The sequence below is a fragment of the Bartonella raoultii genome (assembly GCF_019659805.1).
Lineage (GTDB): Bacteria > Pseudomonadota > Alphaproteobacteria > Rhizobiales > Rhizobiaceae > Bartonella > Bartonella raoultii.
Genome location: NZ_JAIFRO010000003.1, coordinates 316,658 through 339,369, shown reverse-complemented (window position 1 = coordinate 339,369; position 22,712 = coordinate 316,658). Strand labels below are relative to the sequence as shown.

The following is a 22,712-nucleotide window of genomic DNA, read 5'->3' as shown; positions in this document are numbered from 1 at the left end:
GAATTATTATATATATAAGTGATAATATGCTTATCACCTTATAAAATATTGTATTAATCAGGATGATAGATTATCCCTTTTTTACCTTTTAATTTAGACAGTGAGTATTGGCGCTATAAAACCACTTCATACCATTGATTTAAATTTTATCTTTGGCATTATTTCTATTTTTTATATGTTTTCTTTTAAATTTAAGCGATTTTTTATTATATAATAAATAAAAGATTCCCATTAAGTTTCCTAAAAAATAGTGCATACTATTGTTGAGAATAATTACTGACATATTTCATATGAAAATCCCCCATATATTATTGTATACAATCTTGTAACATGAATATCTTTTTCTTTAGCCTTGTTGACTCATTATATTAAAATATCAATTATAGAACGCTTAAGTTGCTCTTAAGTAAGATGACTAAATAATAAGAGAAAACAAGGTTAGTATTTGCTAATTCATTGTACCTCTAATTCTGCAATTAATCTATCCTTTAGATATAATTCAATGTTATCAAATGAAGAAAGTTTACCCACTCCCTGTGGAGTGCCTGTATATATTATATCTCCACTTTTCAACTGAATGTAGCGACTTAAAAAGGAAATTATTTTTTCAAAACTAAAGATCATATCTTTCGTATTGCCAAGTTGCACAGTTTTACCATTTAGTTTCATTTCAAAAGTTATTGGATTGTTTATTTTTTCCTTGTTTATAAAGTTGGAGACATATGCTGCTCCTTTAAATCCTTTAGACAAAAGCCAAGGAAGTTTTTTCTCTTTCAGTTTTGTTTGCAAATCTCTCGCTGTTAGATCAAGACCTACTGCTAAAGCATCATAGCATTTCTGAGCTTCTATCTCATCGACCATAAAAGTATCCTTTGAGATTTTTAGCACAATTTCAGTTTCAAAATGTATTTCTTTAGAAAAAACAGGAAGATAAATTTTATTTCCTAAAATGAGTGAACTGTTTGGTTTGCTGAATATAACAGGCTCATCTTCAACAACATTACCCAGTTCATGAATATGTTTAATATAATTGAGTCCAACGCAGTAAATATTATTAATCATAGGAGACCACCAAATTTTACATTTTTTGTACAGGAAAGATGTAATTGTGTAAACAACATCTTTTTTCATAATTGAAGTATGAGTATGCATCATAATACAATTAAGGGCCCCTTCTTTCTGTTTTCATGCTTTTAGTATTTATTGGCGGATCATGTGCATACTGATGAATGCTTTTAAGAGGTAGATTTCTCTTATATTGCCTTTTATTCAATTTTTTGATGTTATAATTGTGTTTTTCAATAAGAGAATTTTAGCCACGATTGTTTTAAAATAAAAAATTTTGTGAAAAATGTCATCATACATGCCTCGTATAAAACGAGGAAACAAGGTTTAATTCATCTATTGCTATTGACAATCGATTATTAGTTTGTTGCCCTACTTGTTTTAATTATCTGATTTTATTCTTTGAAATAATTGCTATTACAATGAGATAAAATGCAGGTGGAAGGGGATACCAGTTAAGGGAATGAGGGTAATGGGGGAAAAAGATAATTATCAAGGTTTGAATTATTTTAAAATCGCTGCATTTGGTATGGTTATTATGGTTTTAGGGATGGGGCTCGGGCGATTTTTCTATACACCGGTATTGCCAGTTATGTTGGATGAGGGATTGTTTACTTTTAATTAACTTTCTTATATAGCCAGCGCTAACTATGGTGGCTATTTAGTTGGGAGTATATTCTTTTCGTTTAGTAAAATTGGAAAGATATCTTTTGCCCCTTGTATATTATTAGGTGCAGCCATAATGACGAGTGTACTTATTGTTGCCATGGCATTTATCACAAATTTTTACTTGGTTATTTTAATCCGCTTTGCTGCTGGTATTGGGAGTGCGGCAATGATGATTTTTGGTTCTATTACAGTTATGCAATATAGCCACAATGTGCGAGTTATCGCTTCGCTTTATGCAGGTGTAGGAGCTGGTATTCTATTGGGCAATGAATACGTTAATATTGCTTTGTACAAGTCGTTGGGTGTGCAAAATATTTGGCTTGGAGCAGGTTGCATATCTTTTATATTGTTACTTTTGCTATTTATTTTGTTTCCACGTCATGTTGATGAAACACAATTTTCTTTTCATAAATCATTGGCAAAAGAAAATATTATTTGGTGGGAACTTGCTTTGCTTTATGGGTTCGCTGGGATTGGTTATATCATTGTTGCGACATATCTGCCTTTGATGGTGAAAACATTTCATTTCCAACTATTGGCTAATCATTTATGGTCACTGGTTGGAATAGCTATTATTCCTAGTTGTTTTGTTTGGTTATGGGCAGTACATCGGTGGGGGATATTACGTTGCTTGATGCTCAATTTGCTTATCCAAGGAGGATGTGTATTGTTAACGCTTTTCAGCCAGTTTCCTGTACTGATAGTTCTTGGTTGCATAGGGTTTGGGTTTACCTTTATGGGGACAACCTCTTTGGTTATGCCATTAGCTAAGCATTTACATGCACCGTTTAGCATAAATCTGCTTGGATTGGTTACTTTAACTTATGGTTTTGGTCAAATATTAGGATCTCTGTTAGCAAGCTTTCTACAGTTTAGTCCACATCCTATTGTATTTTCCATTATTTGTGGTGCTTTAGCACTCTTTTTTTCTTCCGGAATTTGTCAGTATTGCCTTTGGAAAAGAGGTAGTATTGCATAAACATTCACTCTTCATTGAAAGCATCGCATTAATGACAGGCATTCTGTATATCACGGAGCGTGTAATTTTGTGTCGTATTGATTTCTTTGTTTGGCAACGTTATGGTTATATTCTTTTCATGTTGTTAATTTTCCTTGCCAGAGTCATCGATTGCTTGTGGAGCTATAGATTATTTAGTTTGAATTTGTTTATTTATTGCCGCTTACCTCTTTTTCCTGTATTAATAAACATTCTTTTTGCACCTAACAATCTGCATATTTTTCTGTTCGATACGCATTTTTAAATACTATCTCTTATATATTATTGTTTAATCTTTTCATGTTCATTCATCTAACCTTCTTTGTTTAATATCTATAAAATATGGAGATTCTATGCCTTACGTAAACATTAAAATTACTAATGAAAGGATTACTTCTGAACAAAAACGACTCCTAATCGAAGGAGTAACGCAATTATTAGTCAATGTTTTGAATAAAAATCCAAAAACTACTGTTGTTTTAATTGATGAAGTGGATACAGATAATTGGGGAATAGGTGGTGTTCCTGTTACAGAATTAAGAAAAAGACAAGATAGCGAATAACCCTATGCATTGGAGAAAAAATAAATTTGCTAAGTATAGTTTACTAGCCGCATGCAATTATCTTCCTCAGAAATATTTATTAAATTATTATAGGCATATTTATTACGATGTTTAATTTCGCTGCTCAAATTTATCTCTCAATAAGGAATCTATATTTATTTGTATGACAAGATAAAAAAGTAAAATTTAAACAAAAATACAACTTTTAATGTTATAATATTATATGTAGAGTGTATATTTAATCAATTATACTTGTATAGTGGTAGAGCAAAACAAATTATAATGATAGGATAATATGTCGCTGTAGTTTTACAGTATTTTGTACTAAATGGAATTAGATAGGAATATGCAATAATTTATTGTTTTATAGCTATTCTTTATCATTAAATACGCGTTTTTTTGAATAGATTCGATATTTGAAATTACAAAAAAGTATCAAACCGGCAAGCGCTTTTGCTGCTGCTATGTTTATCAAACGGGACAAGCAAAGGGGAGGTGTTTTTTGGTCCTCCTCTAACCAAGATGTCAAAGGTATTTTAGGTACAGCGCGCCCCATTAGCTATTTTGATGGGGAAATTGATCATGAGGCAAATCGTCTCAATCAAGCTGATATTGCCACCTTTCTTCCCGCCCGGCTTAGCCAAAATGCCCATGGGCAAATGGCAGCCAATGGGCGCATTTTATGGGGCAATCACACCACCTCGAGTGATCCACTCTGGCGCTTTGTCAATGTGGTGCGTACCCGTGCAGCTTTGGAAAAAACCATCATTAACAATTTGCGTCCTTGGGCCAATGATGAGAATCTGACCGGCAACATGTCATTGCCATTACGCGCAGCCTCACACAGTTTCTTGATGATATGATTGCGCGTGGAGCGCTTTTAGGAGGACGCGTTTGGTTTGAGCGTGATTTAAATTCAAACAGCAATTTACAACTGGGAAAATTGCGCGTGGAATTTGATGCAGAAGAAGTTCCTCCTCTCGAAGATTTAAGCTTTGGAAGCCGGCGCAATGACGCTTACTTTAATCGGCTCGCTGAAGATATCCAAAATAAAATGACCTATGCTTTTGGTGATACGCTTGACAGTTATCGCAAAGCAGCAAGGAGTGATGTATGACTTTAAGAATTGTTCGTGGTTTTACCCTGATTGTTGATGATGATGTCAATCTCCATCTTGATCTTGAGACACTCAAACTTCCCACGTTGGAAGAAATCACCGAAACCTATCAACCAGGGGGCTCTGACATGCAAATTGATGTGAGTGGTCTTGGTGTGAAAGCTTTAAATTTACAAATGAAAATCCGCAGTCACACGCCCGAAATCATCGGTATCTTTGGTGGTCCTCCTGGTCTTCGTCATAAATTTACCGGCAAAAAACATGTGGTGTCTGAAGAAGATGGGCGCGAGCATGAACATTCCATTGATGTTACAGGACGCTTGGTTAAAGTCGATAGCGAAGGCTTAACGGCTGGAAAAGCCACAGGCTATGATTGCGAGATCAAGAATGTTTGGGATTACACAGAATTTTGGGATGGTTCTGTTTTGCACCGCTTTTCCTTTAAACGGGGCGGTTGGCTGGTGCGCAATGGACAAGAGATCGGCGGGCGTCGCCGCTCTATACTTAATTTATAGGAATTGATCATGACAAGTTTACAAACAAGTGTTGAGGTGGAATTGCAGGTTCCTCTTGTTTATCAAGACAAGGATGGCAAAGAATCAACACGGCAGAAATTGATCTTTTATCGCCCAAATTTCAAGCAAGCACGCCAATTAGCCGTGTTGATTGGACCACAGCTGGCAAAGTTACTTTTGCCCGCTGTAGAAGAAGATAAAATACCTTTGAGCAATGATGTTCTTATTTCCAAGCTTTGTGAGGCTTTATTTACCCATGAAGCCATGGAAGGAATCGCCGCGCTTCTGGCAGAGATGTCTCATGAATCTGTTGAATTGATTAATCGTCTTGATATTGTTGATCTTATGGCCGTTTTTAAGGTTTTTTTTGCTTTTTTTCCCAAACACCAATCCCCTATGCCGGACAATTTGGAGCAGAACTAGCCCTTTATTACCACTGGTCGGCTCTAGAGATCAATCAGATGGATTGGCTGGAAGTGATTTCCTATCGCGAAGAATTAGTGCGCTTGAAACAACAAGAATATGAAAGCCAAATGTTAGGATAAAATACGCTCATGGATGTTTCCCTTGTTGTCCGTTTTGTGAATCATCTGCAAGAGGGGATCGCCTCTGCCAAGCGAGACTTAAAATCCTTTAGCCTCGATATTGCGCATTTTCAAAACCAAACACGAAAGCATTTTAAAGGGTGGTTTGATCCTGAGCACTTGAAGGAATCTACAGAAAAAGCGCAAAATGCTTATATTCATGCGCGTGGGCGCATGGTAGGCGCCATGGCCCAAACGGCAACCTTAATCGCCCCTCTCTATAAAGCCATGCAATTTGACCAATCAATGAAGGGCTTAGAGAAGGTTCTGGATGCGCCCCTTAATCGTTTAAAAGAATTGCGTCGTTTTGCGCTTGAAACCTCAACAAAGATCCCTTTGGCTGCCCGTGAAGTGTTAGAATTGATGACCAGTGCTAGCCAAGCAGGGATTGGTGAACAAGATCTCGAGGCATTTAGTATTTATGCCGCCAAAGCCGCGGTCGCCTTTGATATGACGGGGGACCAGATTGGTGAGCGCTTTGCCAAATTGCGCAATGTCTTTAAACTTAATCAAGCAGGCATTGAAGATTTAGGCGATGCTATCAACCATCTTTCCAACCACATGGCGGCCAAGGCAAGTGAGGTGTCTGATTTTACCAATCGGGCGACGGGTGCGGCAACCATGTTTAAACTGACAGCCCGTGAGACCGCAGCCTTTGGGACGGCGATGATTTCTGCTGGGATTGTACCAGAGAGTGCAGCACGTGGTTTTAACTCTATTAGTGCCCGTATTCAGGCGGGAGGAAAGCATATTGAAGATGCTTTTACCAATATTGGTCTCTCTCGCCAAAAATTTATGGAAGATTTGGAGAAAGATGCTACCGGTACCTTGGTGCGTTTTTTTGATGTGTTGGGCAAATCCGAACAGGGAATGCGTTCGCTGATTGCCATTGCAGGACGAGACTTTACCGGCGATTTTGCTAAATTGGTTGGCAACCCAGAACTGTTAGGGCAAGCGTTAGATTATGTGAAAGACCCAAAAGTCTTTAAAGGCTCTGTCGAACAAGAGGCAGACAAACAAGCAACCGGTGCCATGCGGCAATTTGAACTGTTGCAAAACCGCGTTGTGGCTTTAGGGGTTACCATTGGTGAGGTTTTGTTGCCCCATGTGAACAGTTTAATGGAAAGTGTTGGTGCTTTTATCAATGTTCTTATGGCATGGGCGAATGCTCATCCCGCCTTAACAAGCGCCATTATTAAAACCATTGCCACCCTGATGGCTTTTAATATTGCTTTGCGTGTGCTGCGCTTTGCCTTCGCTGGCACACGTCTCGGGCTTCTTCAGTTACTAGGCTCTTTTATCAAACTTGGGGCTTTTAGCCGTACGCTGAAAGCAAGTTGGCTCGGGCTTTTGGCTTCAGGTCGTTCCTTAGGCTTATTGATGGCAGGGCTTGGTGGGAGTGCACTGCGTCTTCTGCATCCCATGACTTTACTGGTGGCTGTGTTCCGAGGAGTTGCGGTTTCAGGTGCAGCATTTGCTACGGCTTTTGGTTGGATAGGGACAGTGATAGAAGGAATTGCTGCTGGCATAGCCTCTGTGGTTGGAGCTGTTTTTAGCCCTATAGAGGCGCTCATTGCTGCTGTTGTGGCTGTCATTATGGCTGCTGGTTTTGCTTTGTGGAAATATTGGGATCGCTTTTCCTCCTTTCTCAAAGGCTTTGCACGGGGGCTAATCCGCGCTTTTGGTCGTGCCTTTGAAGCCGTCATGCGTTTTTTTGGTGCTGATACCAGCACCATCACCCGTTGGAAAAATATCATTGCTTCTGCCTTTGATTTTTCTGCCCACTGGCAAAAGTTTAAACAAGGACTTTCCTTTGTTGCTCAAAGCTTTGAAGATTTGTGGGAGGGGATTAAACAAAGCCTTTCCAATTTTTGGGAGTGGTTGAAGCGTTTTTTCTCTCAAGAAAAGCTCTCTGATAGTGCCAAGGCAAGCATGGAATAAGCCGGAGAAGATTTAGCGGATTGGATTGTTAATGGTTTTATGGGCACCATCTCACAATTGACAGACTTTTGTAAATCTTTACCTCACCGCATAAAGGGGTGGATTGGGTCGATTGATGTAAGAGATTATTTGCCAAGTTTTTTAGGAGGCAAAACGCCTCAGCCACTTGTACAATTTGCGGGGGCTGGTCGTGCCAATGCGCCTCTCACAGAAGCAAAAGACAAAGAACGCGTCCCCATCACGCACAATCAAAATGTCACGGTGCATGTCAATGGCGCGCGTGATCCCATTGCGACTGGATATGCGGTTCGTCATGCATTGCAACGGGCAGGGGCCAATGCCTTGCATGGTGGAACAGAATGAGGGGAGGAGCATGCAAGATCCTTTTCTGATGTTGGGACCACATCAATTTTATGTGGACTGGTTGAACTTCCAATCTTTTGAGGAAGAGTTTTCGGCTTCATGGGTTTGCTTAGAGCGTTTTGGTGGGGCCCCTGGTTTGCAATTTACCGGTTATGGCAATGATCCCAAAACCATCCACGGGGTATTATTTCCAGAAGAGTTTGGTGACCGGGTTGCCATTGATGCCATCACCAGAACCATACGTGCTGCAAAGCCTGTTCAGATGATCCGTTGGATGAGTGATGATAGCTACAGTGCTTTAATGCTTGGATCCGTGGTGATTACCAGTGTCACGAAAGACCATGACTATATTAGCCGCTCTGGTCAATCGGGGCGTATTCGCTATTCCATTAGCCTGTTGCCGTTTTTTGATGGGGGCAAGCCGCAAGGTCAATATCAAGTGGGACAATATCAAGAGGAGGATACCTCATGAAGATTCCCGCAAAGCAGCTCGTGGTCGAACTTGAGGATATGAGTTTAGACCTCATTTGTTATCACCATGCCTTGTCTGTTTTAGGAGACCGAAGGCAAGCTGGGTCATTGAGGGGCTATTTAGAAGCCACACTGGAGGCTAATCCAGAGATTGCAGGGTATGATGCTTTTTTACCACGGGGTTTAAAAGTCTTTCTGCCTGAATTTGTACCTCAAGAAAAGAACAGTGTGGTTAAACGGCTATGGGATTAATGCGCACATATCCCTTTATTGAAGTGAGGGTGGGGGAGAAGCTTGTTCATCAGATTTTTTACCAACGTCTTTTAACGGCAACCATCACAGACAATGCGGGTAATGAAGCCGATACATTCGAGGCGGAATTTGATGATAGCGGCAATGATTTAGAGATTTCTTCCAGTAACAGTGCACTCCATGTCACCTTTGGTTATGAGAACAGCATTCGTGCCTTTATGGGGCGTTTTGTTGTCGAATCGGTGATCAGTTGTGGGGGCAGTGATGGAGAGATTTTACGCCTTTGTGGCAAAAGCGCTTCCATGCGTGCGGAGATCAAAGAACAGGACAGCGAACATTTTGACCATAAAACCATTGCTGAGATTGTTGAGACCCTTGCCAAACGTCATGGCTATCAAGCAAAGGTGAGCCCAAAATTCACCAAACAAACCTTGCCTTATGTGGTGCGTACAGATCAATCGGCGATTGATTTTTTAACCCGCCTTGCAGATCGGATGCAGGCGCGTTTTTTGATCAAAGACAATAAGTTTTTATTTTTAAGCGGGGACAATCTCCCCCTCCAGACAATTCATCAACAGGAGTGTTCGCATTGGGAATTTAGTCTCGAGCCGCGCACCCAATATGGCATGATAGAAGCACGGTATTTTGATCGCGCAAAAGGGCAACAGCATTTTATCAAGCATCGCACAGGGTATACGGGGCCCATTCGCCGTCTGCGAACGTGCTACCCTTGTGAGCAAGAAGCACAAGCTGCCGCTGCTTCTGAGTCGGATAGGCTTTGTCGAGCCATGGGCAGTGGGTCTTTAAGTCTTGAGGGGCGCCCTGAAATCATGGCGGGGCAACCGCTTTTGCTTCAAGGGTTTCGAGGCGAAATCAATGGCCCATGGAAGGCTGCAACCGTGACCCATCGCTATGAAAAGCAAAGCGGATACATCACAGAAATCACCTTTGAGGCATCAGATAAGGGAAAAGAGGCATGAGAAAACTAAACATGTTAGAAACAGAAAATCAAAGGTGCAACCTGCTCCTTTGATCAGTTGTAATGCTTTTTGAGATCAACGTGCAATTTTGCACTTTGGGTGGGAGAGAGCAATTGGGACAACTTGTCCCTATTCCTTGAAGGAGCAATAGGATAATGTTGACCCAATTCCTCAAACAAGTAATAGTGCAAACATTGCACTATTGCATCAATGGTACACAATACGGTCAAGTTGACTGAATTCCTCCAAGCTTCTTTTGTTTTTTAATAATGTCTCAGAGAACCGAAAAGTTGTCACGCAGTTTATGTTAAAGAAAAGATAGCATTTTATGCATGCTTCTTCTCAAATAATGCGATTCTTGCTCATGACGGATCATCAGAAATTGCGACCTTTAAGAGAAGAAAAATAAAGACTCATTAAAGAGGCTTTAAATGATCTTTGAAAGGTCTTTGAAGACCCTTTGAGAACCCCTTAAAAATCATGTGAAACAAAATAAATTGGTATAAAACCAGGTGTCAAAATATACAAAACCCGCTGGCAAGCTACAATATACAAAACCTGCTGGCAAGCTACACAAGCTACAGCTGTGGCGGAGGGGGTGGGATTCGAACCCACGGTACAGTCTCCTGCACGCCGGTTTTCAAGACCGGTGCCTTAAACCGCTCGGCCACCCCTCCAAATTGAGTATGCTTTTTACAAAATTCTTGTCAAAGGTCAATCATTTAAATAGGCTTTTGAACATTTTTAATAAAAATTATTGTATGACAATGTAGTTTGACACTAGGTTTTATACTAAGTGGGATTAGGTGGGATGAGATAGGAATACGTGATAATTTATTGTTTTTATGTATAAAATTTAGTATTAAATGCGTGTTTTGTCAAAATAGATTTTGACATCTAAAATTGCAAAAAATGGTAAAAAAGAGCAAAAATCGGAATTTGAGCCTAAAAATGAGAGAAAGCTTTGAAAGGTCTTTGAAAATCCTTTGAAAAATTTTTAAAAGTCTGTGAAAGCCCAGAAAACCGCCTTTGAAGACCCTTTGAAAAAATCCGATAAAGTGTGAAGCGCATTGCAAAATCAGCCAAAAATAACCAAAAAAGCAAAAAAGATTTTCACCTATTGGTGATTATCTATTTTAAATGAGATTATATTGTTATAAATCAAATTGTTATATGAAATACTTCATATAAAATGATTTTCATATCAATTTTTCATTTTAAATGATGTTTTAGATGGAATTTTATGGTGCTTTTAAGTGTGCTTTTCATTTTCAATTTGGAGTTTTAGATGAATCCTAAGAAGAGGGAAACTTGCCTCGACTTCTTCCGTGTCGTTGATGTCTTGAACCATCTCTTGCAGGTTTGTATAAAGTTCCGCCGCGAGTTCCGCTATATCTTCGGGGGGGGGAGTTTAATTTTTGCATCGCGATAGGTTGTATAAGCGATGCGACCAAGTTTTTTCATGAGACCAGCAGGGATGGTTTGTGGTTTAAAGCCTGCTCCTTTCGCTAATGGAGCCGTTAAGCAAGCTTTAGAGCTTTTATGCCGTTGTAACTATATTCGTGAAATAGCAAGCGATCATAGCTCTAAAGGCGGTCGACCTACCATACATTATGAATGGAATACTTTAGTGAAAAGTCATAAGACATCACAATTCCGATAAAATATATAACTGATGTATTCATAAAATAAACCTTCAAAGCATTCCCCATCTATTGGTTTTGGAGGTTTAGGGGGGGTGGGTACTCTTTTTACCACCCCTTTATATATATTTTTTAGTCAAAAATAAAAGTTATTATATTTCAATAAGTTAATGTTTCAAATAAACAACCTATATTAAATGCAACACATAAATACAATCTTTAATATATATTTAAGAGGGTTTTGTAGGTATTTTGGGGGGGGTAAAAACAGACAAAACCTCTCTGTAAAATTCGTGATAAAACCTATCAAAATACTCATTATGATATTTTTAAACACGTAGTACATTTGTCTTGATTAACACATCAAATAAATAGCAAATTCTACTATTTTGCTGCTTATAAATATTATTTATAAAATTTAATTTTAAGAAATTTATGAGTTTTCGTGTGTTTTTGTCTCATTTTGTTATCGATATTTCTTTTGAATCAATTTAATAGACTTCATTCCGTTTCTTTGTGATCTTTGATCATACCATACGCCAATGGAGTTTATTATAATATGCTTCAATCTCTTAAGTCTGATAATAAACAAGTCACGCTACGCTCTCTCTTAGAATTCTACCGTGAAAAGGCAAAATCACCCCGTGAATTAGGAACGCTGTTTGAAAACCTTGTGAAGGATTATTTCTCTGAAGACCCTTTACAAAAGCAGGAATACGAAAAGGTTCAGACTTATTCGGAATGGGCTGAGGAACATGATGAAGATAGGCGTGATATCGGTATTGATCTGGTCGCTACAATCCATGATCAAGGAGGTTATGCGGCTATTCAATGTAAATGCTATGATGCTTCTCACATCATTAAAAAAGAAGATATTAATAGCTTTATAGCTGCCTCTGGGAAGAAAATATTCACCCGTCGTATTTTGGTTGATAGTACTGAGAGCAATTGGAGTGATAATGCTAACAACACGTGTGATGGACAAGAAGTTCGTATTCAACAGATTAATCTGTTTGATTTAGAAAACAGTCAAATTGATTGGGGGGCTTATAAAGAAAGAGGACAAGCCGTCCTTAAAGAACAACCGAAAAAAAAACTTTTAGATCATCAGATAGAAGCGCTTGAGAAAGTTTGTGAAGGTTTGCAAGAAGCAGACCGTGGCAAGCTTATTATGGCATGTGGTACAGGGAAGACCTTTACTAGTCTTAAGATAGCAGAAACCATAGCAGGAAAAGGCAAGCGTGTGTTGTTTCTGGTACCCTCCCTTGCTTTGATGTCACAAACAATTCGTGAATGGACCATTGATACAGAAATTCCCTTGCGTTCCTTTGCCGTGTGTTCGGATACACAAGTGGGCAAGCGTCGTAAAGGAAAACATGATGATGAATCTGGTCTCGATGCTTCTGATCTCGTCTTACCGGCTACCACGGATGCGAAAGAACTTGCCCGTAAAGCCAATAAAACCTCTCTTGATGTGATGACCGTGGTCTTTTCGACCTATCATTCCATTCAAGTGATTTCCGATGCGCAAAAGGAATATGATTTACCCGAATTTGATCTAATCATTTGTGATGAAGCCCATAGGACAACTGGGATTGTTTTAGGAACAGATAAGCATGAATCTGAATTTATCAAAGTTCATGATAACAGCATTATTCGAGGAAAAAAACGCCTCTACATGACAGCAACGCCTAAGATCTTTAGTGACAAGCTAAAAAGGAATGCTGTCTTCTCCAATAACGTTTTGGTGTCCATGGATAATGAAAAACTCTATGGCAAACAACTTTACACTTACAGCTTTTCAAGGGCTTTAGAGGATAAGCTGTTATCACCTTGTAAAGTTATCATATTAGTTGTCAACGAAAAAGAAATAAGCCAATCCATTCAACATCTTATTACCGATAAGAATTATGAACTTATTCTTGATGATAGGACCAAGATTAATGGCTGTTATAGAGCCCTTACCAAAATGGATCTGAAACTTGACCTTGAAGATGACCCCAAGCCCATGCGTAGAGCTTTAGCTTTTTGCAAAGATATTGAGACTTCTAAACGTATATGCAAAAGATTTAAAAAAGAAAAAGTGCAAGAATCTTTGCGCGCTCTTCATAAAAATCATAAAGATATTCCCCCTCTTAACTGTACCCTTGCCCATATTGATGGAACCTTTAGTGCTAAAGAGCGTATAAAACAACTCGACTGGTTAAAGGAAGATGCGGGGGAAAATACGTGTCGTGTACTTACCAATGTACGCTGTCTTTCTGAAGGTGTTGATGTTCCTGCTCTTGATGCCGTTCTATTTTTACACCCGCGCAAAAGTCAAATTGAGATTATTCAAGCGATAGGACGTGTTATGCGTCGAGCGAAGGGTAAAAAAAGGGGCTATATCATTCTCCCCATTGGGATACCCGCTGATATTCCGCCGGAAATAGCCTTAGAAAATAACCAAAAGTATAATGTCATCTGGCAAGTTCTCAATGCTTTACGTGCCCATGATGATAACTTTAATAAAATAATTCACCATATGCACAAAAAACAAGACGTAAGCCATGCTCTTGAAATCGTTGCTGCTTCTCAAGAACTTGCGTTAGAAGATACGACCACGGTTATTGATGATTTACCTCTACGCTCAAAATTAGAATATTCAGGACTTAATATTGGGGTAGCAACTTATGAACCCTCTCAAACACATGAAGTACAAGGAGAACTCGCCCTTTTTCCTAAATGTAAAGATGTCATTAAAGCTGCTATTGTTAAGAGATTTTACGACCCTAGCTATTGGAAAAAATGGGCAATAAATGTTGGTGATCTTGCTCAAACTCATATCACACGCTTAACTGAAGTTTTAACAAAATCAGAAACTGAAACACGGCAGGTGTTTAATGATTTTATGATCGAATTGCGTAGCAATTTAAATACAACTATCTCCGAACAAAATGCGATTGAAATGCTTGCGCAACATCTTGTGACGCGTCCAGTCTTTAATGCTTTATTTGAGGGGCATCAGTTTGTTCAAGAAAATCCCGTATCTTGTGCTTTACAACGTGTACTCAATGCCCTTGATAACTTTACTCTTAAAGAAGAATCTCAAGATCTCAACAATATTTCTAGGAGTATACAATTTTACACGCGTGGAATTACCACTCTTGAAGCACAACAAAGCTTAATTGTAGAGCTGTATAATGAATTTTTCCGTTATGCTTTTCCACGTACAGTAGAAAAATTAGGAATTGTTTATACCCCCATTGAGGTTGTGGATTTTATTATTCATTCTGTTGATGATGTCTTGCGCAATGAATTTGGAAAAAGTTTAGGGTCACGTGGTGTCTCTATTCTCGACCCTTTTACAGGTACTGGTACCTTTATCACACGGTTGTTACAATCTAAACTGATCAAACCAGAGGATATGGAATATAAATACCGTTATGATATCCATGCTAATGAGATTGTCTTGCTAGCCTATTACATAGCAGCCATTAATATCGAAGCAACCTATCATGGTCTTATGAAAGGGAATTATATCCCATTTAAGCATATTGGTTTAACTGATACATTCCAAATGCTTGAAAGAAAAGATTTGTTGCAAGAACTATTTAAAGAAAACAGTGAATATTTAGAGCTTCAAAAAAATCTGAATATTGAAGTTATCTTTGGAAATCCTCCTTATTCAACAGGGCAAAAAAGTGAAAATGATAATGCAAAGAATACTCCCTATCCCATATTGAATGACCGTATTCGTGAAACTTATGCTGCTCGGTCAAATGCAAGTCTTCTACGAAATTTGTATGACAGTTATATCCGCGCTATCCGCTGGGCTAGTGACCGTATAAAAGACCGTGGTGTTATTGGTTTTGTAACAAATGCAAGTTTTGTAGATACTAAATCTATGGATGGTTTACGAAAATGCCTCGTTGAAGAATTTAGCAGCCTTTATATTTTCCATTTGCGGGGTAATCAACGAACCTCTGGAGAACTCTCTCGAAAAGAAGGGGGGAAGATTTTTGGAGAAGGTTCTCGGGCGCCTATTGCTATCTCTATTCTCGTAAAAAATCCAGAATCTCAACAGAGTGGTAAAATATATTTCCATGCTATGGAAGATTATTTTACGAGAGAAAAAAAGCTTAAGACAATTAAGGATTTTGGTAGCATTGATGGTATTACACGTGAAAACAGTTGGCAAATAATCACACCAGACAGACATGGTGATTGGCTTGGTCAACGTGCTAACAATTTTGAAACATTCCTAGCCTTAGGTGATAAAAAGGGGTATAGTAAAAAGCTCTTTGAAACGTTTTCTTGTGGTATCGTAACAAGTCGTGACGCTTGGGTGTATAATGCAAGCCGTAAAGCTTTAGCTAAAAACATGCACAATATGATTACTTTCTATAATAGTGAAGTAGAACGTTTTAATGATGCTTATGGACATGTTGATCGCAGGATACGCAAAAATGCTATAAACAATTTTGTAAATTCTGATGAAAGTAAAATCAGTTGGAGTCATAATGTTAAGCAAGAACTGGTAAAAGGAAAAGTTTTTGAACTTGAAGATATGTGCTTTACACAAAGTCTGTATCGTCCTTTTACACAACAGTGGCTCTATTATAATAGTACTTTCAATGAGAGAGTTTATCAAATGCCGCGCATATTTCCTATGGGAAAAGTGGTTGAAAACAGAGTCATACAAGTTACCGGCATAGGAGCAATGAAAGATTTTTCTGTCATCATGATTAGGACAGTACCTGATTTTCATGCAATGGATACTAGTCAATGTTTTCCAAGGTATCTTTATGAAGATACTGCAATTTCAAAAAGTAAAAGTGAGAAACAATCCCATTTATTTTTAATTTCTACAGAAGAAAATAAAAGTGCTGGTTTACAGAGGCGTAATGCCATCACGGATGAAGGTCTAGCCCATTTTAAAGCGGCTTATCCTAATGAAACCATAACAAAAGATGATCTATTCTATTATGTTTATGGGCTCTTACATTCAAAAGATTACCGTACTCGTTATGCTGATAATTTATGCAAAGAACTCCCTCGTATTCCTTGTGTAAAAAGCGCTGAAGATTTTTGGAAATTTGTTACAGCAGGGCGTGAACTGGGTCATTTGCATATGAATTATGAAGATGTAGAGCCTTATCCAGTCACCTTTAAAAAAGGCAATCCAAAACAGACTGATGTCTTTAATCCTGAAGAATTCTATTATGTTACAGAAATGAGATTTGCTGGGAATAGTAAGAAGAAAGATAAATCTACTGTTTTTTATAACAGCAATATCACGATGACAGACATTCCTCTTGAAGCTTATGAGTATATCGTCAATGGCAAGCCCGCTCTTGAATGGGTTATGGAGCGTCAATGTGTTAAGACTGATAAAAAGAGCGGTATTGTTAATGATGCCAATCGCTATGCTGTTGAAACCGTTGGAAACCCTGCCTATCCTCTAGAATTGTTTCAAAGGGTAATTACCGTAAGTTTAGAGACAATGAAAATCGTTAAAAACTTACCAAAATTAGAAATTAGAGAAACTGAATAAGCTTATAAAGCATGCTTATAATGGGCATACTAATTATAAAGGGTATAGAGTCTTATAACCATAATCTATACCTCTTTTGTAAGTTTATTAGATACAATCTTAAAAGGAGTGTTTATATGCGTTATTCTAAAAAGAAATCATTTGCACTTTTAAACACTCTTATTTGGATTGCTTTAAGACTTATAAGAAATCCCATCTTAAAGTGAATACGCTTCTTTTGGATTGCCTTTAAGAGGTTATACTGTAATCTCAAATGATAACTTTATAGCTTTCAAAAGCTTTGTTTAAAGAGAGCTATGTATATTCATTTTGCTATAGGTTTTGAAGGTGCAAAAATTGTCAAAACCCCCTCGAAACATATACTATTGATTGAATTTATAGGTTGTATTATCAATATGAGTTGTTTTTTAGAGATCTGTAAAATACTAACCACTTGAAATATAATGTTTTTATTTTTTGCTATTTTTTTATATAAAAGCAGCAACCGTCAAAACTCAAAACCCCTTCAAAACTCATAACCATAATGGTCTTGACAGCATTTCTTATGATTATAGTCCCTTTCTTTTGAAGGGCTTTAAAGGATTATATGCTTTCATAAGACGTGTTTTAATCACTCACTAAAATCATTAAGTTTTGTCGGTTCAATTTACTGACACATAACTGACAAATATATATTATAAGTTGTATTTAAGGTTGTATTGTAGATATGGATTGTATCATTAAACTACTAACATATTGAAATAGAATGTTTTTAATTTTTTCTCATTAAAAAAATAATATAGGGTCTAAAAAGAACTGACAAAACTGACAAAACTGACAAAAGTCTATTAAAAGAGATTTTGCTAATCTCTATAGTTATCAATCTCTCTTTAGGTGTTTTCATAACAGACTATAAATTGCAATTATCATATATCCTATTTATCCTTTCTCTTATGAAAATGAAAAATGATGCGGTGGCTATAAGAATATAACAGCTATAGAGAATGCGTGAAAACAGCAGGATTTCATAATCACAATGCAAATGAAAGCGTTTTTATAAAGACAGTCCCTATAAAAGGCTGTTAAGTTGCAAATGTATTATAAGAGAAATTAACAGAAATCTTAAAAACCATTTAGTAAAAAACAAGATACATTATAAAGATAAAAATACGCATAATGAAAGCGTTTATAAATATTATAAATGTATAGATTCAAAAAATAGCATAATCGTTTAAGAAAGCCCATAATATAGCTTTAAAAGTACATAAATATAAAAGAAGCAATTAATAAGCATATAAATAATATATACACACAATGCATTTAAAAAATCATAAAAATATCAAAAAAGTTCATAAATTAATTGACAATAAATACGTATTTTGTTATATAAATAATAAAGTGATGAAAACACTTACAGTTAGCGAAAAGGTTACGGTAAACCTAATCCTATTATAAAAACTGACTATCTTTTATGCTATGATTAGCATATATGATGATTTTGTCGGGTGTGGTTACGTTATACAATACCCTTATGGGAAAAGCGTAGCAACGGACTAACTGCCGTGTTTTCAACGCCCGGCGCCTTATAGGGTCGTCAATTTAAAACTTTTTACAGTTAGGTTTTAATTATGACAAATATCTCAAAAAACACCCCCGTTATTTCTAACATTTCAAATAAAACCGCATCTAATAATAAACAAGAGCCTGCAAAAAAATACGAATTTACGAATGAAACACGTTGCGTGGCTGGTCATACTTTACACCGCATTAAAGCCATTAGAGATTTTGGTGATGTTAAAGCTGGTTCTTTAGGTGGCTTTATTGAAAAGGAAAGTAACTTATCACATGATGGTAATTGCTGGGTAGCTAATGAGGCTCGTGTTTATAACAATGCTCTTGTTTCTGATAATGCCTTGGTTTTTAGCTATGCTTTTGTTTACAAACATGCTCGTGTTTTTAATAACGCCGCTGTATGTGATAAGGCTGTTATAAGAGACAATGCAAAAGTCTATGGGAATGCTTTATTAATTGGTATACACGTGTTGAAGATAATGAAACGATTAATCTTGCATCTCAAATTTCTGATGACGCTTGTGTCTCTTTACCTATAACACAAAAATATGAATTTACTAACGAAACTAAGATTATTGAAGGGTTTACTTTACACCGTATTAGAGCATTAAGAGATTTTGATGATGTCAAAGCTGGTTCTTTAGGTGGGTTTATTGAAAAAGAAGATAATCTCTCTCATGATGGCAATTGCTGGGTATATGATAATGCTCTTGTTTTAAATACTGCCTATATTTATGAAAATGCAAAGATTTCTGATAAGGCTATTATTATGGGCTTTGTTTATGGCAATGCGCATGTTTGTGACTGTGCCCGCGTTTATGCAAATGCTCATGTTTATGACAATGCGCATCTTCTTATAATGCTTGGGTTTTTCAATATGCAAGGGTTTATGGGCATGCAAAATTATCGGGGTGTATACGTATTCATAGCAAGGCGGTAGTTTATGATCATGCTGTTGTGAGTGGTGCTGCAAAGATTTATGGCAAGGTCTATGGCAATGCAAGGATAAAAAGACATAGCGGTTTATGTTCGGTTCCCATAAATTGTGAAGTTTATGAAAGCGATCACGTTGTAAAGATTATTGAAAACAAAGCAGCATAATTGAATGCTCGGGTGTTACGGGGGGGCCCCTCTTACAAATTTTCCATTCCAAATTTTAGAAAATCTTTATCACATTAGATTGTGAGGGTATCCTTATGTCTAAAAAATATAAATTAACTAGCGAAATCAAAAAAATTAAACATGATGTTACAAGAAAAACTATCATTCTTTATCGTATTAAAGCTTTAAAAGACTTTTCTGATGTTAAAGCTGGCGATTTAGGGGGCTTTATTGAAAAGGAAAGCAACCTTTCTCATAAGGGTAATTGCTGGGTTTACGATGAGGCATGTGCTTATGGGGCTGCATGTATTTATAAAAATGCAAAAATACGTCACAAAGCTCATGTGTGTGGTTATATTTATGGTAACGCGCACGCGTATGGTTTGGTTTATGGCAATGCCCATGTGCATGGTAGTGCACGCATTTATGTTGATGCGTATATTTATGATCATGCCCATGTTTCTTACAATGCATGGGTTTATAGCTATGCAAGGGTCTATGGTCGTGCCATTGTTGCTGGCTCGGCTCGTATTCATAGCTATGCTGAGGTTTATAATTATGCCTTTATTAATGGTCGTGCAAAATACATGGCAAGGTCTATGGTAATGCTCATGTGAGTGGTCGTGCTGAAATTTATGGCTCTGTCTATGGCAATGCCAAGATCTCACATTACGCTAAGGTTTGGGGAAAAGTTTATGGCAAGGCAAGGTTAAACAAACCAAATAAGGTCGCTGTAGTCCTTAAAGAATGTGAGGTTTACGAAAAAGATCATATTATAGATTTATCAAAACAAAATGATAATTAACAGGTGTGGGGGGCGCCTTTTTACCATTAACCTAACATAAAAGAGACAATGTAAAAAGAAAGCCGTGTCATGTAACGTGACGCGGCTGATGAATCAAGTGATGAGTGTAAAAATATGAATAACAGAAACCCTATATACAAAACCTATATTACACAAGTTAACCATTCTCTTTATTAAAACTTATCCAAAAGAACCTTATATCAAGCATTTGAATTATAGAGACTGTAAACGCTTGTTATAGCTATAACTGATTAATAATCCTCTCTAGGTAAAATATCCATTTGAAACAAAGTACAATTATCAAAATATTTGCTAGGTTTATCAATACAATCAAAAGCAAATGTGTATTAAGTGAATGTCTGTAAAAACGTTCTTTTAAAATTTGTGAGGGCTATTTTTTTAAATAGCAGCTTTTCATAAGACAAATAAACAACCGCTTTTATAAAATGAAGGTTTTTAAGATTTCTCTGTTGTGAAATCTAAATCTTGTTTTTTCGTAAATGAAACGTTTTTAAAAACAAATGATAACTGAGTTATAACTTTTATAAAAAGAAGTTTTAAACGTTTCTTATAAAGATCTCATGTTATGTTTCAAACATTTAAACGTTCACTTAAAGACGTTCTCATAAGCATATTTTTACTTTTCTTTAAAATCTAATTTCTTTGCAAATTAACCAGCTCAAATTTGAGTTCGTTATCTTTAGAATTAAGCATTTCTAACTTAGTCTTATTAAAATAAGCACTTGAAATTATACCTATATAGGTATAATAATAATCATGAGTAAAATAAAACATATTATATGGCTTGGATCTTCACTCAAAGATATAAAAAGTCTTCCTGATCTTATTCAACAAAGGATTGGTTATGCTCTTTATCTTGCTCAGATAGGAGATAAAGGAGAAAATGTTAAGGTTCTCAAGGAGGTTGGATCTGCCAATGTTCTAGAAATTATTGAACGTGATATTCAAGGAACTTATTGCGCCGTTTATACGGTAAAATATAAAAAATCTCTTTATGTGTTGCATTGTTTTCAGAAAAAATCGACCCATGGTATTGCAACACCAAAACCAGACATAAATCTGATTAAAGAACGTCTCAAATTAGCAGAACAATTAGAAGGAGATTAAAATGATCAATGTTTTTCACGGGAGTTCCAATATTTATACGGATCTTGGTTTTTCAGATTCTAGAGATATGCTTATCAAAGCGCAACTTGCACATAAGATTAGTCAAATTCTGAAGGAAAAAAACTTAACACAAAAGCAAGCTAGTCAACTTTTAAAAATGACTCAACCCAAATTATCTAAACTTTTAAGTGGAGAATTTCGAGGGATTAGTGAAATGAAAATGCTGGAGTGTTTGGCAAAATTGGGCAATGATATCAAGATTGTTGTAAGTTCAGAAAAAGTTAAAACGCTTGAAGGACAATTTGAAGTTGTTTTTGCTTCTTAAATCTCTTTATGATTTGCTTTTTATGCTCTATTCATACATGGCAATCTTTTATAAAAAATGGTCAATTTAAACACGTATAAAAGTGTGGATTCATATAAAATAGTTATATACAACATATTGACTTTATTGTGTTTTTTATGATAATGTGACGTTTGGGAAAAGGAGTGCGTCTCTTTTAGCTTTGCAAGAAAAAAGACAATAAGCTTTAACCCCGATAAGCTTTTAGCAAGAATGCGACGTGTGAGGCAAAAATTGCTTGATACAACAATCTTAAATTATTCATGGGAGCGTGTTGTTCAACTTTTTGATGCTCCAGACAGTTTGTTTTATCTAGATCCGCCTTACTTTATGAAGAAGAAATGTTATAGCTCAGGAAATTTTGACGAGAATGCTTTTGTGAGCATGGCAAAGCTTCTCAAAAATATTCAAGGTAAGTTTGTCTTGAGTCTGAATGATTGTGATGCGGTACGAGAGATTTTTAAAGATTTTGACTTTTTAGAAGTTGAGACTCTCTGGACATCTGGTAAGGCTAAGAAAATTCCTCGAAAAGAAGTTGTGATTCGCAATAATTGAAGAAAGTTACGAAAAGATTTGTTAGAATCAGAAGGATATTTCTTTATTTTAACAGGACTTTTTAGATGGTTACACCATTTGGTAAAACCTTACGAAAACTTCGTATTGATTACTCAGAACGCCTTTTAGATATGGCTAAAAAATTAGGTGTATCTGTAGCGTTTTTATCTTCTGTAGAAATTGGCAAAAAATCAGTACCTATTGGAATGGAAGAGAAGATCATAGAGCTTTATAGCTTGGATCAAGAGAGAGCTTGTGTCTTAAGAAGAGAGGCTGATGCTTGTCGTAAGAGTTTTACCATTAAATCTTCTGATTCATTTAGACGTGAAGTTATTGGTATGTTTGTTAGAAGTTTAGAGAGTTTTTCATCACAAGACTTGGCAGAATCTAAAAAATTGTTAGAGAAATTCGACGAAAAAAGAGGCGCCCTATAGAGGCATGTTGTAAAATCCTATTCCCTCGCTGTTATTCTACAATCTCTCATGATTTAAAATATATGAAAAATCAAAGGCTTATACTTCGATATAAAAGAC

The 22,712-nt window shown here is 36.7% G+C and carries 15 protein-coding genes, 1 tRNA gene and 6 pseudogenes; 19 read left to right on the top strand and 3 right to left on the bottom strand.

Going from position 1 to position 22,712, the window contains the following annotated elements; all coding sequences use genetic code 11:
- Positions 1-453: 453 nt before the first annotated feature.
- Complete coding sequence (locus tag K3248_RS04305; RefSeq protein WP_220717172.1) at positions 454-1,062, bottom strand: fumarylacetoacetate hydrolase family protein; 609 nt, start codon at positions 1,060-1,062, stop codon at positions 454-456.
- 466 nt (positions 1,063-1,528) lie between these two features.
- Between K3248_RS04305 and K3248_RS04300 the strand changes: the two are divergent.
- The 10 genes and pseudogenes from K3248_RS04300 (at position 1,529) to K3248_RS04260 (ending at position 9,517) form a co-directional block, all read left to right on the top strand.
- Positions 1,529-2,713: pseudogene (locus K3248_RS04300) on the top strand (YbfB/YjiJ family MFS transporter).
- Between the two features lie 371 nt (positions 2,714-3,084).
- Positions 3,085-3,294, top strand: coding sequence for a 2-hydroxymuconate tautomerase family protein (locus K3248_RS04295; RefSeq protein WP_220717134.1), 210 nt, complete (start codon positions 3,085-3,087; stop codon positions 3,292-3,294).
- Positions 3,295-3,725: 431 nt separating this feature from the next.
- Positions 3,726-4,411: pseudogene (locus K3248_RS04290) on the top strand (phage tail sheath family protein); the annotation flags it as partial.
- Positions 4,408-4,926, top strand: coding sequence for a phage major tail tube protein (locus K3248_RS04285; protein WP_220717132.1), 519 nt, complete (start codon positions 4,408-4,410; stop codon positions 4,924-4,926). The pseudogene K3248_RS04290 and the gene K3248_RS04285, both read left to right, overlap by 4 nt.
- 9 nt (positions 4,927-4,935) lie before the next feature.
- Entirely contained in the window at positions 4,936-5,349 is a 414-nt protein-coding gene (locus tag K3248_RS04280) for a hypothetical protein (RefSeq protein WP_220717130.1), read from the top strand.
- 131 nt (positions 5,350-5,480) lie between these two features.
- Positions 5,481-7,451 carry a phage tail tape measure protein gene (locus K3248_RS04275; RefSeq protein WP_246588270.1) on the top strand — a complete coding sequence of 657 codons (1,971 nt, stop codon included), beginning with the start codon at positions 5,481-5,483 and terminating at the stop codon, positions 7,449-7,451.
- A 39-nt stretch (positions 7,452-7,490) separates the two neighbouring features.
- A complete protein-coding gene (locus K3248_RS09160) occupies positions 7,491-7,814 on the top strand; it encodes a hypothetical protein (protein WP_246588269.1) in 324 nt (107 codons plus the stop codon).
- Between the two features lie 10 nt (positions 7,815-7,824).
- Entirely contained in the window at positions 7,825-8,286 is a 462-nt protein-coding gene (locus K3248_RS04270; protein ID WP_220717171.1) for a phage tail protein, read from the top strand.
- Complete coding sequence (locus K3248_RS04265; protein ID WP_220717128.1) at positions 8,283-8,537, top strand: tail protein X; 255 nt, start codon at positions 8,283-8,285, stop codon at positions 8,535-8,537. Before K3248_RS04270 ends, K3248_RS04265 begins: the two co-directional genes overlap by 4 nt.
- Entirely contained in the window at positions 8,537-9,517 is a 981-nt protein-coding gene (locus K3248_RS04260) for a phage late control D family protein (protein ID WP_220717127.1), read from the top strand. The genes K3248_RS04265 and K3248_RS04260 overlap by 1 nt, the downstream gene beginning before the upstream one ends.
- Before the next feature lie 587 nt (positions 9,518-10,104).
- Here the strand turns inward: K3248_RS04260 and K3248_RS04255 are convergent.
- Positions 10,105-10,194: transfer RNA gene (locus tag K3248_RS04255), tRNA-Ser, on the bottom strand.
- Between the two features lie 575 nt (positions 10,195-10,769).
- Positions 10,770-11,026: pseudogene (locus K3248_RS08720) on the bottom strand (helix-turn-helix domain-containing protein); the annotation flags it as partial.
- A gap of 1 nt (position 11,027) precedes the next feature.
- Here K3248_RS08720 and K3248_RS04250 point away from each other — a divergent pair.
- The 9 genes and pseudogenes from K3248_RS04250 to K3248_RS04215 form a co-directional block, all read left to right on the top strand.
- Positions 11,028-11,180 (top strand): annotated as a pseudogene (locus K3248_RS04250) (DUF3987 domain-containing protein); the annotation flags it as partial.
- A gap of 539 nt (positions 11,181-11,719) precedes the next feature.
- Entirely contained in the window at positions 11,720-16,696 is a 4,977-nt protein-coding gene (locus K3248_RS04245) for a DEAD/DEAH box helicase (RefSeq protein WP_220717125.1), read from the top strand.
- 1,607 nt (positions 16,697-18,303) lie between these two features.
- Positions 18,304-18,786 carry a hypothetical protein gene (locus K3248_RS04240; RefSeq protein WP_220717123.1) on the top strand — a complete coding sequence of 161 codons (483 nt, stop codon included), beginning with the start codon at positions 18,304-18,306 and terminating at the stop codon, positions 18,784-18,786.
- Positions 18,783-19,348 (top strand): annotated as a pseudogene (locus tag K3248_RS08715) (hypothetical protein). Before K3248_RS04240 ends, K3248_RS08715 begins: the two are co-directional and overlap by 4 nt.
- Positions 19,349-19,443: 95 nt before the next feature.
- A pseudogene (locus K3248_RS04235) lies at positions 19,444-20,153 on the top strand (hypothetical protein).
- A 777-nt stretch (positions 20,154-20,930) separates the two neighbouring features.
- The gene (locus tag K3248_RS04230; protein WP_220717122.1) at positions 20,931-21,281 is read left to right on the top strand and encodes a type II toxin-antitoxin system RelE/ParE family toxin; all 351 of its coding nucleotides are present in this window, start codon (positions 20,931-20,933) and stop codon (positions 21,279-21,281) included.
- Between the two features lies 1 nt (position 21,282).
- Entirely contained in the window at positions 21,283-21,606 is a 324-nt protein-coding gene (locus tag K3248_RS04225; RefSeq protein ID WP_220717121.1) for a helix-turn-helix domain-containing protein, read from the top strand.
- A gap of 240 nt (positions 21,607-21,846) precedes the next feature.
- Positions 21,847-22,179 carry a DNA adenine methylase gene (locus K3248_RS04220; RefSeq protein ID WP_503826671.1) on the top strand — a complete coding sequence of 111 codons (333 nt, stop codon included), beginning with the start codon at positions 21,847-21,849 and terminating at the stop codon, positions 22,177-22,179.
- Between the two features lie 65 nt (positions 22,180-22,244).
- Positions 22,245-22,613, top strand: coding sequence for a helix-turn-helix domain-containing protein (locus K3248_RS04215; protein ID WP_220717119.1), 369 nt, complete (start codon positions 22,245-22,247; stop codon positions 22,611-22,613).
- Positions 22,614-22,712 lie beyond the last annotated feature (99 nt).

Excerpts from the sequence above, each read along its gene's own strand:
- K3248_RS04305 (WP_220717172.1), bottom strand. The coding sequence starts at position 1,062 with ATGATTAATAATATTTACTGCGTTGGACTCAATTATATTAAACATATT.
- K3248_RS04295 (WP_220717134.1), top strand. The coding sequence starts at position 3,085 with ATGCCTTACGTAAACATTAAAATTACTAATGAAAGGATTACTTCTGAA.
- K3248_RS04285 (WP_220717132.1), top strand. The coding sequence starts at position 4,408 with ATGACTTTAAGAATTGTTCGTGGTTTTACCCTGATTGTTGATGATGAT.
- K3248_RS04280 (WP_220717130.1), top strand. The coding sequence starts at position 4,936 with ATGACAAGTTTACAAACAAGTGTTGAGGTGGAATTGCAGGTTCCTCTT.
- K3248_RS04275 (WP_246588270.1), top strand. The coding sequence starts at position 5,481 with ATGGATGTTTCCCTTGTTGTCCGTTTTGTGAATCATCTGCAAGAGGGG.
- K3248_RS09160 (WP_246588269.1), top strand. The coding sequence starts at position 7,491 with ATGGGCACCATCTCACAATTGACAGACTTTTGTAAATCTTTACCTCAC.
- K3248_RS04270 (WP_220717171.1), top strand. The coding sequence starts at position 7,825 with ATGCAAGATCCTTTTCTGATGTTGGGACCACATCAATTTTATGTGGAC.
- K3248_RS04265 (WP_220717128.1), top strand. The coding sequence starts at position 8,283 with ATGAAGATTCCCGCAAAGCAGCTCGTGGTCGAACTTGAGGATATGAGT.
- K3248_RS04260 (WP_220717127.1), top strand. The coding sequence starts at position 8,537 with ATGCGCACATATCCCTTTATTGAAGTGAGGGTGGGGGAGAAGCTTGTT.
- K3248_RS04245 (WP_220717125.1), top strand. The coding sequence starts at position 11,720 with ATGCTTCAATCTCTTAAGTCTGATAATAAACAAGTCACGCTACGCTCT.
- K3248_RS04240 (WP_220717123.1), top strand. The coding sequence starts at position 18,304 with ATGACAAATATCTCAAAAAACACCCCCGTTATTTCTAACATTTCAAAT.
- K3248_RS04230 (WP_220717122.1), top strand. The coding sequence starts at position 20,931 with ATGAGTAAAATAAAACATATTATATGGCTTGGATCTTCACTCAAAGAT.
- K3248_RS04225 (WP_220717121.1), top strand. The coding sequence starts at position 21,283 with ATGATCAATGTTTTTCACGGGAGTTCCAATATTTATACGGATCTTGGT.
- K3248_RS04215 (WP_220717119.1), top strand. The coding sequence starts at position 22,245 with ATGGTTACACCATTTGGTAAAACCTTACGAAAACTTCGTATTGATTAC.